General features: G+C 33.8%; 11 protein-coding genes, 2 pseudogenes and 1 CRISPR repeat array (1 of these 14 running past the window's edge). Of the genes and pseudogenes, 8 read left to right on the forward strand and 5 right to left on the reverse strand.

The window, feature by feature from the left end; all coding sequences use genetic code 11:
• Positions 1-4 precede the first annotated feature (4 nt).
• From EE116_RS12900 to EE116_RS11635, 3 genes and pseudogenes are all read left to right on the forward strand, one after another.
• Positions 5-302: pseudogene (locus EE116_RS12900) on the forward strand (IS1595 family transposase); the annotation flags it as partial.
• A 76-nt stretch (positions 303-378) separates the two neighbouring features.
• Positions 379-2,502 (forward strand): GTPase, encoded by a 2,124-nt coding sequence (locus tag EE116_RS11630; protein ID WP_122874630.1) that lies wholly within the window; start codon positions 379-381, stop codon positions 2,500-2,502.
• On the forward strand, positions 2,495-4,198 hold the full coding sequence (locus tag EE116_RS11635) for a LeoA/HP0731 family dynamin-like GTPase (RefSeq protein ID WP_122874631.1): 1,704 nt from the start codon (positions 2,495-2,497) through the stop codon (positions 4,196-4,198). The genes EE116_RS11630 and EE116_RS11635 overlap by 8 nt, the downstream gene beginning before the upstream one ends.
• 461 nt (positions 4,199-4,659) lie before the next feature.
• Here the strand turns inward: EE116_RS11635 and EE116_RS11640 are convergent, their stop codons facing one another.
• Both EE116_RS11640 and EE116_RS13290 read right to left on the reverse strand, forming a co-directional pair.
• Positions 4,660-5,151 carry a hypothetical protein gene (locus EE116_RS11640; protein WP_122874632.1) on the reverse strand — a complete coding sequence of 164 codons (492 nt, stop codon included), beginning with the start codon at positions 5,149-5,151 and terminating at the stop codon, positions 4,660-4,662.
• A gap of 421 nt (positions 5,152-5,572) precedes the next feature.
• Positions 5,573-5,976: pseudogene (locus EE116_RS13290) on the reverse strand (hypothetical protein); the annotation flags it as partial.
• Between the two features lie 293 nt (positions 5,977-6,269).
• On the opposite strand from EE116_RS13290, the gene EE116_RS11650 reads away from it, so the two are divergent.
• Positions 6,270-6,566 (forward strand): hypothetical protein, encoded by a 297-nt coding sequence (locus EE116_RS11650; protein ID WP_122874633.1) that lies wholly within the window; start codon positions 6,270-6,272, stop codon positions 6,564-6,566.
• Here EE116_RS11650 and EE116_RS11655 read toward each other — a convergent pair.
• Positions 6,504-7,271, reverse strand: coding sequence for an IS1595 family transposase (locus EE116_RS11655; RefSeq protein WP_206159275.1), 768 nt, complete (start codon positions 7,269-7,271; stop codon positions 6,504-6,506). The two genes, EE116_RS11650 and EE116_RS11655, sit on opposite strands and share 63 nt — an antisense overlap.
• A gap of 106 nt (positions 7,272-7,377) precedes the next feature.
• Between EE116_RS11655 and EE116_RS11660 the strand changes: the two genes are divergently transcribed.
• Positions 7,378-7,725, forward strand: coding sequence for a helix-turn-helix domain-containing protein (locus EE116_RS11660; protein WP_122874634.1), 348 nt, complete (start codon positions 7,378-7,380; stop codon positions 7,723-7,725).
• An 8-nt stretch (positions 7,726-7,733) separates the two neighbouring features.
• The gene (locus EE116_RS11665; RefSeq protein WP_122874635.1) at positions 7,734-8,768 is read left to right on the forward strand and encodes a DNA methyltransferase; all 1,035 of its coding nucleotides are present in this window, start codon (positions 7,734-7,736) and stop codon (positions 8,766-8,768) included.
• On the opposite strand, the gene EE116_RS11670 is transcribed toward EE116_RS11665, so the two are convergent.
• Positions 8,758-9,663 carry a hypothetical protein gene (locus EE116_RS11670; protein ID WP_122874636.1) on the reverse strand — a complete coding sequence of 302 codons (906 nt, stop codon included), beginning with the start codon at positions 9,661-9,663 and terminating at the stop codon, positions 8,758-8,760. The genes EE116_RS11665 and EE116_RS11670 overlap by 11 nt on opposite strands.
• Positions 9,656-9,892: a helix-turn-helix domain-containing protein gene (locus EE116_RS11675; protein ID WP_122874637.1), complete on the reverse strand. Its 237-nt coding sequence runs from the start codon at positions 9,890-9,892 to the stop codon at positions 9,656-9,658. Before EE116_RS11675 ends, EE116_RS11670 begins: the two co-directional genes overlap by 8 nt.
• 362 nt (positions 9,893-10,254) lie before the next feature.
• Here EE116_RS11675 and EE116_RS13295 point away from each other — a divergent pair, with 362 nt between their 5' ends.
• Positions 10,255-10,416: a transposase gene (locus tag EE116_RS13295; RefSeq protein WP_206159276.1), complete on the forward strand. Its 162-nt coding sequence runs from the start codon at positions 10,255-10,257 to the stop codon at positions 10,414-10,416.
• A 117-nt stretch (positions 10,417-10,533) separates the two neighbouring features.
• Complete coding sequence (locus tag EE116_RS11680; protein ID WP_206159277.1) at positions 10,534-11,328, forward strand: transposase; 795 nt, start codon at positions 10,534-10,536, stop codon at positions 11,326-11,328.
• 262 nt (positions 11,329-11,590) lie between these two features.
• Positions 11,591-13,289: a CRISPR direct-repeat array (repeat unit 30 nt; unit sequence GTTCTAAACTTCCAATACTTTATTTAAAAC) (it continues 2,290 nt past the right edge of the window).

Raw genomic sequence — 13,289 nt, forward strand, 5'->3', positions numbered from 1 at the left:
AAGAAGCATTATTTATTCTGATTACTGGAAGGCTTATGACGGGTTGGTGGATTATGGAACAAAAGCTAATTATAAAATAAAGCATTCAAAAAATAAATTTTATCTACGCTTGGTGTTCTACAAGAAGTTAATGATAAAACCACATCAAAGATATTGAGAATTTTTGGTTTATCCAAAAACATATTATCTAAATTTAAAGGTATTCAGAGAAAGAATTTTTGTGCGATCTTAGATATAATACTAAAATAGACAGAAAAATTTATATCATATTGAAATTTCTAAGAAAAAATCTGCTTAACTTTATCTTGAGCCTAAATTTAATATCACTTGTTTGTAAATTTTGTATAATAATAAAAATTAAGCACAAAGGAAAACTTTTTGAAAGCTCAAAAACCGGGGAAAAAGATAGCTTCTTTAATGCATTTCATATTTTATGTAAAAACACTACTTATAGCCTTATTTTTAATATTTTATCGTATACTTTTGTATTTTAAAGTTAAAAGCTTTGCTCTTCGAAAAGGTACAAATCAACATCTTGACAAAAATCCGTATCAAATTTACGATTTTTTAAATAAAATCATATTTGATATACTGCTTAACCTTTCCCAAAGTAGCAAAAACACAACCCTTCAAACTTCTAGAAGAAAAGTTTTAAAAGTAATTTTGAAATTTAAAAATCAAATCTTAGATAGTGCCATATTGGAGCTGAAAAAAAATATCGAATGGAAAAAATTAGTAATTGCTTTTTATGGCGAAACAAATTCAGGAAAATCGACATTAGTGGAAGCGCTAAGAATATATTTTAATGAAAATACAAAAGCAATGGAGTCATCTAAATTTGATAAAATAAAACAAAAATTTAGCAATCTAGATTTCGATCAAATAAAACAGACCCAAGAAAATAAAGAAAAACTTGACACTCTAGAGGCAGAAATTTTGCGAAAAAGAAAAACATTTATTGCTTTTATAAAATTATTCCTAATAAAAATTAAGAAAAAATTTTTGAACAAAGAAGTTTGTAAAATGATAAAACTAGCCGATGGTGCTATAATCGGTGATGGAAGGCCTGACTTTACTAGAAAAGCTATAAGTTATGAATTTGAAGATTTTATACTAATAGATCTACCTGGTATCGAAGGAAGCGAAGAGAAGGTAATAGGGGAGATATTAAAGTCGGTCAAAAAGGCTCATGCAGTATTTTACGTCACTAGTTCGGTTACTCCTCCACAAAAAGGCGAAAATAACAAAAAAGGAACGATTGAAAAAATAAAAGAGCATCTAAGTGATCAAAGCGAAGTTTATGTCTTGTTTAATAAACGCATTAATTCCCATCAGCAGCTAAAAGAAAATTTACTAAATGAGGGCGAGCAAAAATCGCTTTTAGTGGTAGATGAAAAGATGCGAGAAATAATTGGCGATAGTTATGCTTCACATAAAGTCGTATCGGCAAAAATAGCGTTTCTTGGCGTAGCCGAGTGCTTACTTGAAGGCTCCAAAGCTGCTCAAGATAGAGCTAAATTTTTAGACAAATTTGATAAAAATGAGCTGATTAAGCGCTCTAATCTTGATGATTTTGGTTTGTTTTTAAAAAATGAGCTGGCGAACAATGCTAAAAAAAAGATAAAAAAATCAAATTTCTATAAAGCAAATAACGTACTAAAAAAGTTGATAGACGTCTTAAAAGATATTTTATGCGATAATATTCTACCACTCAAAGAGATGCTTATGCGTGAATATCAAGATGCTAAAAACAATATAAATACGGCTTTTTTATCACTTAAAAATGGTGCCAATATTGCCATAGACAATGAAATAGAAAAATTTAAAAGAGAAACCAGAAACTCTATTTATGGTTATATAGATAAAGGCGTTAGTAATGACGATTTTAAGAGAAGATTAGAAGACCTCCTAAACCAAAATGTTCAAAATTTACAAAACAAACTACCTAACGTTATTAAAAGTAGTTTTAATGAATTTGAATCAATGGTGCAACAAGATTTAAGTAACTTTGCTAGAAAAGCAAATGAAACCATAAACGAGCTACAAAGCGTAAATATTGGTTCGTTTAGTGTAAATATCGATATCAAAAGCGGTGTGGATAAAATGGGATTACTAGAGAGCGCTGTAGGGGCATGGGGCCTTATAATGACTTTTACTCTTACAAATGCCTGGAATCCTGCGGGTTGGGTGGCCTTTGGTACTGTTATATTAAACTTTTTAAAATCGATTAGGGCATTGCTTGATAGTAATTACAAAAAATCACAACAAAGGCAAAAAGCTGATTACTATATACACAATGTAGCAAATCGTATAAAAAACAATATCACTCCAAGCCTTGATAAAAATTTAGAGGAGATTAGGGTGGTGCTTGATGAGATAACAGCTAATCTATATTTTTTCGTACAAAGTGTTCAAACTACAGAAGAGCTTTTTATTGAAAATATTGAAAAACTAGAAAATGTATTTAAAAACATCAAAAATTTAGGAGGAAAAGATGAATAATACCTTGGCAGAATTTAAAACTCAACAAGACAAAGCGATGCAAATTTTAACGAGATTGCAAGAGTTTGTGATAGAAGGCGAGAAATACGGCATAAGCATAGACGAAAGCATAAAAACAAAACTCGCAAATGCACTGAAAAACGTGCAGGATGGTAAGCTAAAAATAGCACTCGCAGGCGGCTTTAGCGAGGGTAAAACATCAATAGCTGCTGCTTGGCTTGAAAAATTAGATAAGACATCTATGAAAATAAGCCACGAGGAGTCATCTGATGAAGTCAAAATATATAACGTAGATGATGAAATCGAGCTTGTAGATACTCCAGGATTATTTGGGTTTAAAGAAAAATTTAATGACGAAGCACATACGATACAAAAATATAAAGATATAACCAAAAAATACGTAAGCGAAGCACATCTAGTGCTATACGTACTAAATCCGGTAAATCCCATAAAACAAAGCCACGAAAGCGACCTAAACTGGCTTTTTAGAGAGTTAAATTTGCTACCTAGGACGATATTCGTTTTAAGTAAATTTGACGAAGTGGCCGACATAGAGGATGAAGTTGCCTACAAAAGCGAATTTAATATCAAAAAACAAAATGCAATCGAGCGATTATGTGAGCTAATAAAACTAACGCAAAACGAAATAAATGAGCTATCTATCGTAGCTGTATCGGCAAATCCATTTGATAATGGCATAGAGTACTGGATAGAAAATTTAGCTGAATTTAAAAAATTGTCGCATATATCAAATTTACAAGAAGCTACAAGCGCAAAGATAAAAACCAACGGCGGCATAGCAAATATAGTAAATGAAAGCAAAAAAAGCATTATAGCAGATGTTATAAATAAACAACTTCCAGCAGCAAGGGAAATACAGCAGGAAATAGCCAAAAATATAAACTCTCTAAACGATACAAGGGAACGAATAAGTAAAGAGCTGATGCCACTCTCAAATAAAATTTCAAAAATAAGGGTTGAACTAAGGGAATTTATAACTGGATATTTTAGTGACGTTATTTTACAGGCCCAGGGAACTAGCATTGATAGTTTTAATGATTTTTTTCAGCGCGAGATAGGTAGTGAAGGTATAAATATGAATACTCGCATACAAAATGAATTTGATAAGCTTACAAACTCGGTTAATCACGCCATAAGTAGGCTTGAAGTGAATTTTCAGGCTGAAGTGGACAATTTTAACTCTACCTTGCTTAGTTACGGTAGTCAGGGTGTAAAGTATTTAAAAAGCTCAGGCATTATAAACGCAACCAACGTAAAGATAGCGCGAGATGGTATAGTGAGTACTGCAAAGCTTGTTGGCGTTGATTTGTCTAAAATTTTAAAATTTAAACCATGGGGAGCAACTAAATTCGCGGCTGGGGCAAATGTATTGCTTTCCGTTGTTGGTCTTGGAATGGAAATTTGGGACAGTATTCAAAAACAAGAGCGAGAAAGTAAATTTAAGGCTACCATTGGCGATATGGTAGATAGCTTCGAAAAACAAAGAAAAGAAATATTGGATCTAATTAACGGTGACAATTTTGTTGATACTTTTTTCCCCGACTATATAAAGCTTGCTTCAAATTTAGAAGAGATAGAAAAAGATATAGAGACTATGAAGGAGACACAGGCTAATTTTAAAAAATGGCTTGATGTGGGCGAGACTATCGATGCAGAGTTTGAAGTTATAAGATAGATTTTAACTTTTAATAAAATTTGGTATTATCTAAAAACGTGGTAAAAATCTCATATAATAAATCGGGGCTCCCCATAACTTTACTGCTACTTTATGTAAGCTTAAGTTAAAGAGAGCCTAAAATTATTTAAGGCTCAACGGAACTTAAGCGTATTCTCTCTTATCAATTTTAATAGTTTCTAATATAAGTTTTTCTGTGTAGTTTTAGTATTATATCTAAACTATATTTCACTACGCTCATTACTTTTCAAGACCTCACATTCAGTAGCCATAAGAATTCTTATTCTATTAGAGATATTACAATAGTTAAAAATTCCTTTGAAAGTTTTTAACTTGTCTTGAGCCTAAAACTATTAGGTGGATTTATACAGTTTTGTTTGACAGAGCCTTAGAAATTTGGCTTTAGCAGTAAATCAATTTGTTATAATATTTGGCAAAAGAATCCCAAAAATCCACCTAAGTTAATTATTGTCTTGTAAATATTGTTTTAACATATCAATAGCACTCTGCTGCATAGAAACATATTTATTTAGAAGATACATAAAAAGTAAACTTAAAACAACCACTATAATAATCATTGTATATCCAGATCCAGTACGAGTCTCTCCAATAAAAAGCAAAGCTATAAAAAAAGGAATAAACGCCACAATATTACCAACAGTTCTTATAATAGACCATAACAATTTTGATAAAGTTCCCGTTTCATTTGTAGTTAAATTTTTATAGTTGATTACTTTATAACCATTTGCGCATACCACCATATCATCACCTTGCGACAAAGTATTGTTTTGAGTTTTAAGAATAAACTGCCTACCATCTATCCTAAAAGTCGAACTATATGTATTAGATGTAGATATATCACCCTTGCCCTTTCTTACGCTACCGCTAACATTTGTTTCCAAATTTGTTCTTAGATTATCTATTGTTCCTCTATAAATTTTTAAATTAGACACTATTTGATCCTTGAGTTTTAAATAATATTTACCAAATTGAACCTGAGTGGATTTTTAGCCGCGACATCATCTTGCTACTCATAAAGATTCTTATCAATTTTATTAAAATTTAATAGAGATCTTTTTATATTTTTACTGTTATTATATCTAAACCCCTTTAAATTCAGATAAACTATGTTTGGCATATTACCAAAAGTTTCTATGGTTTTTGCTTACAGCTTCTTGTAAAATAGTAAGCGTAGCGTCGTAGCTGAACTCATTCTTAGAATGCTTTACTCTGTAATGAGCCTTCACTCCATAATCCACTAAACCGTCATAAGCCTTCCAATAATCAGAATAAATAATGCTCTCATCCAGATCGCTCTTGTGCTTGCACTCTCTTTGATAAACTTCGATAATATCAGTATCAGTTCATTTGCAGAACAGTTTTTAACTATTTGGGTATAGACCTTGCCGTCACGCTTTAGTATTCCGAACACTGGAGTTTTATTTGCCGCTCCTCTACCTCTTTTCTCAAAGAGAGTGCAAGCACAAGACCTCTTACTCTTTTAGCTCCAAAGTAGCTTTCGTCTATTTCAAAGCGAAGCTTCTAGGCGAGCTTGCGAGCTGGAAATCTCGCCTGAAAACTTAGATATTTTCTCGCATTCGGTAGCCATAAGAATTCTTATTCGTTTAAAGATCTTACACAAGCTAACTTCTGAAATTTTAGTAAATTTGGCTATTTTTTGCAGCTTCGATATCGGTACAAAAATACTTTAAAATTTCACGAAATTTGGCTTCAGAAATTCTTGAACGAACTATATACTTATTTTTCATTGACAACATAGTAGTTTAAAGCTCCTTTTTAAGAGCTTAAATTAAAGAGAGCCAAAACATTTATCGCATTATCTATTTACTTTTACTTTTTCCTGTTCTAAACTTCCAATACTTTATTTAAAACGCGGCCGAGAGTGCAAAAGGCTATCTGATGGCGAGCTAGTTCTAAACTTCCAATACTTTATTTAAAACCAACACTATAAGCTAAGAAAAACGGTATTATGTAGCAGTTGCACAAAGATTTAACCGATTAAAAAACCTTAAAATCCCTATTGAAATTTTAACTCAATAGGGATTTTATTATGGCACAAAAGTTGCTGAAACACGAGTTAGTGGAACGCCTATTAAAGCTAAAAGAAAAGCAAGATGAGCTGACGGTGCAAATGCAGTGTTTGTCACAAGAGATTAACGCATTAGCTCAACCTTATATACCGAAAGAACCAAAACCGCAGCCCTTGATTACGATGCGATTAGTCGCTCAAGTCTTACGTGAAAATCCAGATTGGATGTTTTGTGGGGAGATTGCTGAAAAGACCTTAGCATTGTTGGGAAAACCACAATTTGTTGATGTAGTAAATCATCAATTCGTCATAAGCTGAATTTTCGTCCGCATGAATACGACTGCCTGTCTTAATATGGGTTGTTGCCAGTTTATTCACGACTTGACTATTTTCCGATAAAATCGGAAAGGTTAAGGTTTTCTTAGCACCCACTAAATACGGGTTTTCTGCGGTTTCTTCTTCGCTATAACGATTACGCATCACCAAAATTGACCGCTTGTGAGGATTAGCATTTTCTTTCGGCCGTCTGTCCACGCGTTCGCTTTTCTTATTTTTAGGGCGTGGGGCAGAATGAACATAAGTGCCGTCGATATGAATTTCACCCGAAAGCGGAAATAACTGTTTCTGAATTTGTAAACTTTCACGGATTTTGTGAGCAAGCGTAAAAGCTGTTTTGTACTGTACGTTCAAATCACGAGATAGCTGGCAAGCAGACAAGCCTTTAGCAGCATTAACGAATAAGGCAATGGCATAAAGGTAAGTCTGAATCGGTAGCTTACGATTAGCAAAAATTGTGCCTGATGTGACACTAAAGGTATGATGACAATGTTTACACCGCCGTTGATGGCGAGCAGGAATACGGTAAGCAATATGCTGCACGCCGCACTTCGGACAAACGACATTTTCTTCACTTTTCCACCGAATTTGGCATAGCAATGAACGCGATTCGCTATCAGATAGACGAGCTATCTTGAGTGGCGAAAGCGTGCGGGCTTTGCTGCTGAGAAGAAAATTCTGGGTCATAGTATTGAGGTCACACCTTTATTAAACTAATATATGAAATATTATTCATATTGATTGTGCATAATATATCACAATCATTCACTTTTTTCAATAGGAATGTGAAATAATGTGCATATCAGAGCGCTTAAAGCTGGTCTTGGATGCTAAAAATATGACCGTCACTGAATTTTCTAATGTAACGGGAATCTCATATCGTTCGGCAATGAATTACTTGAATGAGGGGCGCGATCCAAGTGTGGATGCTCTAATCAAGATCTATAATGGATTAGGAGTTAGCATTACTTGGTTACTTACTGGGAGTGGAGCAATGTTCCAAATTGAGAATAAAGAGAGTGATATTTCAGAGCAGGAAAAGAAACTAATTTCTCATTACCGAACTATGCCAATGAGTTTAAAAGAAGCTTTTGATGTTTCTTTTAAAGAAATTTCAGATAAAATAAATTATTTAATATAGAGGTCTTTATGTATTATGCTAATCCTAGTACCGTTGGTAGAGGTAAGAAGTTTGAGATTACTAATAAGCAAAAAAATGGTGATCATTTTTTTAAAAATGGTATAAATTTGCATTTTGGAGATAGCTTAGATTTTTATCAAGATTGGTCCACTCCAACCGTTATAATTTCTGATGGAGCTTACGGTATTTTAGGGTTTAATGGTGATACAAGTAACCATCTATCTATTGCTGAATGGTATGAACCACATATATTAGAATGGACAAAAAAAGCCACTAGAAGAACAACTCTATGGTTTTGGAATACTGAAATTGGATGGGCTTGTGTGCATCCTATTTTAGAAAAGTTAGGCTGGAAATATGTTAATGCTAATATTTGGAATAAAGGCAAAGCTCATATTGCAGGCAATGTAAATACTTCAAAAATAAAAAGATTTCCAGTTGTTACTGAAGTTTGTGTTCAATATGTATTTGAGCCTCTAATAGATGGAAAGAATTTACAGGAATGGTTACATCAAGAGTGGAAAAGAACAGGATTATCTCTTAAATCCGCTAATATCGCTTGTGGTGTTGCTAATGTTGCCTCAAGAAAATACTTGGATAAAGGACATTTATGGTATTGTCCTCCTGATGAAATGTTTGAGAAATTATCTAATTATGCTAATTTACATGGCAATATTGAAGGGAAACCATATTTTTCTTTTAATGGAGTATCACCATTAAGTAGGCAAGAATGGGAAATGATGAAGCCTATTTTTAATTGTCCAATTGGATTCACCAATGTATGGAATAGAAATCCATTAAAAGGTAAAGAACGAATAAAGGTTCCAAATTCTCAAACTGCATCCGCTCATTTGAATCAAAAACCTTTAGATTTAATGATGTTAATTATTGAGGCTTCTAGTTATGAAAACGATGTCATCTGGGAACCTTTTGGGGGGCTGTTTTCAGGTTCATTAGCCGCAATGAACCTGAAAAGAAGAAGTTTCGCAGCCGAAATAGATAAGGATTACTTTTTGATCGGAGTAGAACGATTTAATACCTAATATTAAATGTTGATGAGAATGCTCTTGCAATATCATCAACATTACCTTTTGATAAAAGTTTTGACCAATAAGATACTGTTTGATTACAAATTTTTGAATTTAAAACCCTCTCTTTAAATGCTTCTATTTCAGGATGACTAATCCTATCTATTTTAGCGAAATTTGTATCCAACCTATATGGAAATCTAGACATTAAATCTTGTATCATTTCCTGATATATTGGTAATGTTGGATTATGTTTATTGAATAACCCTTTCATCTCCCAATAATTGCATATATTCAAAGCCTCGTTAAATTGTGATGAAGAACCTTGAAATTTATATCCATTAGTATTGCTTTGTTGCAAATTTACAGTGCGATTAGATGTATCTCTAGGTTCGACAATAAGATAATCAGGTGGGTTACTATAATGAAGATCTCTCATATAAGCTACTGATTTCGCAGTTATAACAACAATATCAATTATCTTGGGATAGCCAAAAATTATGTATTCAGGTAGCCACGCGACTAATACAACATTAGTCTGCCCTTTTGTGAAATAAGATTGGCTATCTTTAAATCTAGCTGTAATTTCTGTTGATAATGGAAACCAAGCTTTAATTTCTATTCCTGGTTTGGGATATATATGACTACAGAAAATAGTATCTGGAAATCCAGGATCCTGCCTATACCATCTACCTATAGTGTTAAATGTTGGGATAGAGTTTAAATATTCACATATACTAAATTCTATTAAGTTACCCATCATAGGAGATAGTTTAGAAACAATTTTTGTTAAATTAATTGCGGAGTCAATATTGTTAGGCTTAGCCAAATGTATTGCGTCAAAAGATTTATCTTTTAACAACTTTAGATTTTCAGTTGCAATATTGAGAAGTTTGATAGTATCAGACATTTTTAATTATTTTAATTAATTCTACAGGGTCAATATCTAAAGCTTCACATATTTCAATAAACTCAGTGACTTTCAATGACCTTTCATTATTTTCATATTTTGTCACATAAGACTGGCTTCTAGCTATCCTAGAAGAAAGTTCAATTTGAGTCATACCTTTATCCTCTCTAGCTTTTTTAAGTAGAGATACTAAGGCTGAATTCTTGGATGTGTATAATGCTTTACTCATAAATTAATTTTATAACGCCAAGTAAAATATTCCATTTTGGACTATTAATGGTAAGAAATTTAATACACTTGGAAAGGCTCTTGTTGGCAAGTTGCTTATTTTTGATAGACTGAACCATTGCTTGATATTGAAGTCTAGCGAGTTTTTCTTGAGTTTAAGGCAAGAGAATAGGTTAGCTTTAACCTTTAAAAGCTGCCCTCATTGGCTCACCCTTCTGGTTTTATTATTACATCATTACATCTACCATATACTCTTATTGAATATGTGGTGGGAAGCTATGTAATAAAATTCGGGGTTTCCAATGCAACACTTCCTACTTTCCTCTAATTAGCGCACATTCAGCCTAAAAAAACATCGCGCGCTTGTCCGAAGATGAAGCCTTTAAGCTAATGAAAGGTGCTCGCTGGGGCAATCCTGACAATCTCCACGATGTCTGCTGTCCGCATTGCAACACGCGGCACAATGCCTATTTTCTAGCTTATCGCAAGCGTTGGATGTGCAAGCATTGCAAGCGCAATTTCTGAATCACTACCAACACCGCTTTCGCCTTTCACAAATTGCTGCTGTCGGATTTGCTTATTGCGATTGCTCTGTTTGTGAATGAAATCAAAGGCATTTCCGCCATTACCCTAGGCTGACACTTGAATATTCAATACAAAAGTGCTTTTGTGTTGTGCCACAAGCTACGCGAAGCCCTATTCAAAACCCGTGATTTAAGCCCATTACAAGGTGAAATTCACGAAGATGGAGCTTGGATTAACTTCACGCTACGCAAGCCAAACTACCGTAAAAACAACCATAAACAACGCCAACAAGCAGATGAAAAAGAACGGAAATTTCCCAAATTTAGACCGACTAAACGCTGCATTATCAGCCTTAACCAACGTTCCGCCAATGATGAACAAATGTGGGGCTCAAACCGCACCATCGTGGCAATGGATTATACCGAAAGTGCCAACACCATATTCGCCTTAAACCAACGTTTCGTCACCGCTGGCAGCGATATTATGTGTGATGAAAACCCTGCCCATAACAACCTTGATTTTCATTACACACGTTGGTCGGTAAACCATCAAGAAGCCTTTAGTGCCAAAGGCATAAACAACAATCTCGCAGAATCCTTTAACGCACGTTTCCGCGATTTACATCGTGGCGTACATCATAAAACCGATAATAAATACGCCTTACATTACGCCAATCAAGCGGCATTCTTTTCAGATAACCGCCGTAAATCCAACAGGGAACTCTTTGAAGATGTACTCAAGCGTTGCCTGTGGGTATTGCCACTTAAAGAGTGGGTGGGCTACTGGCAAGGGAATCACCGTCAAGGTGAGTTAATCGGAATGAAAGCCTTTGCCCCCGAAGAGATTTCACAAAACTACTTCAAGCGATTAGAAGAACAAATGAAGTATGATGAAATGCTGTTAGCTGCGTAGATTGCAATAGCCTTAGCGATATTTCATCAAATTTAAATAGAAAGGGATAATTAGCTTACCGAAATCACGGTCGAGCGGATTTCTCACGCCTAAATCAGCGGAAAATGAAGAATTTGCGTGAAAAATCGCGTAGAATTTCAGGAAAAATAAATGCCTTTTACAAGATCATCTCGGAAAGGCATTTAATTTATAATGCGACGTTAGTCAATTTTCGGACTTTGTGCAACTGCTACATAATACCGAAGAAAAAGGCACGTTTATTGTTCTAAACTTCCAATACTTTATTTAAAACGGTTTCGACAAAAAATAGGGCACAGTTTGAGGCACACGTTCTAAACTTCCAATACTTTATTTAAAACCAGGGCACTCAAGCCAAATCAGCGACAAGCACTACTAGTTCTAAACTTCCAATACTTTATTTAAAACGCGGTAGCGGTAGTCGTGATAAACTCCGCTACCCATTGTTCTAAACTTCCAATACTTTATTTAAAACACGAAACAATACCGTTTTAAAATACAAATAAGGGGGCTGTTCTAAACTTCCAATACTTTATTTAAAACTATTTTTTGGAGATAAATATGAAACAAATGGATTATCTGTTCTAAACTTCCAATACTTTATTTAAAACAAATCTACCTCACGAGCGAGGATATACAAGAATTCCGTTCTAAACTTCCAATACTTTATTTAAAACTTTATCGTAGATCAGTATTTTTGCCCCATCCATATGTTCTAAACTTCCAATACTTTATTTGAAACGTTAGCGCGACGCCGTATTTTTCTAGCAGGGGCTATTCTAAACTTCCAATACTTTATTTAAAACAATATCGGCTCTAGTGTTTGCGAACGCAAAATGCTAGTTCTAAACTTCCAATACTTTATTTAAAACCAAACTACGTCCTAAAATCGCAGCTAAGCTCTTATACGTTCTAAACTTCCAATACTTTATTTAAAACATACTCAAAAGACCGCTACACAATCTAGGCGCAGGCGTTCTAAACTTCCAATACTTTATTTAAAACTTTAAGCGTCCAAAAGAGGTGAAATTTTATTCTAAGTTCTAAACTTCCAATACTTTATTTAAAACTTGTTATAGCTTATGGTTGGGCTGCTTTTAGACTTAGTTCTAAACTTCCAATACTTTATTTAAAACTTCCAGGATTGCCGACTAGGTAGGTTATCATAATGTTCTAAACTTCCAATACTTTATTTAAAACTCTCGGGATCGGTTATGGGATTTTGCAAATTTTTAAGTTCTAAACTTCCAATACTTTATTTAAAACTTCAAAATTTACAACAGCTCTCTTGTTTTCATCAGCGTTCTAAACTTCCAATACTTTATTTAAAACTATAGGCTCAAGTCCTTTGTTGCAAAGCGTTGAATGTTCTAAACTTCCAATACTTTATTTAAAACTATAGGCTCAAGTCCTTTGTTGCAAAGCGTTGAATGTTCTAAACTTCCAATACTTTATTTAAAACAATAGCGGCATGTATAATAATTGCATTCGGCATAAGTTCTAAACTTCCAATACTTTATTTAAAACACGCTACGCGCCGCACGACACACATTTTTAGATTAGAGTTCTAAACTTCCAATACTTTATTTAAAACCGAGTCTGTTCAAAAAGTGTATATGGATATGGCATAGTTCTAAACTTCCAATACTTTATTTAAAACTATGCATAGTTATTGTGAAGATTCAAGCGGTAACACGTTCTAAACTTCCAATACTTTATTTAAAACAAGATGATGTCTTTTTATAGTTTTAGATGTCATGTAGTTCTAAACTTCCAATACTTTATTTAAAACCGTCTTTCGGACGCGTCGCAATATGAACCTTTATTTGTTCTAAACTTCCAATACTTTATTTAAAACCGGGCGTCCCGGCTTTTCTTTTATTGGCCTTGCGAGTTCTAAACTTCCAATACTTTATTTAAAACGCTTCTCGGTATTTTGATTT

The organism is Campylobacter showae, from assembly GCF_900573985.1.
Lineage (GTDB): Bacteria > Campylobacterota > Campylobacteria > Campylobacterales > Campylobacteraceae > Campylobacter_A > Campylobacter_A showae_E.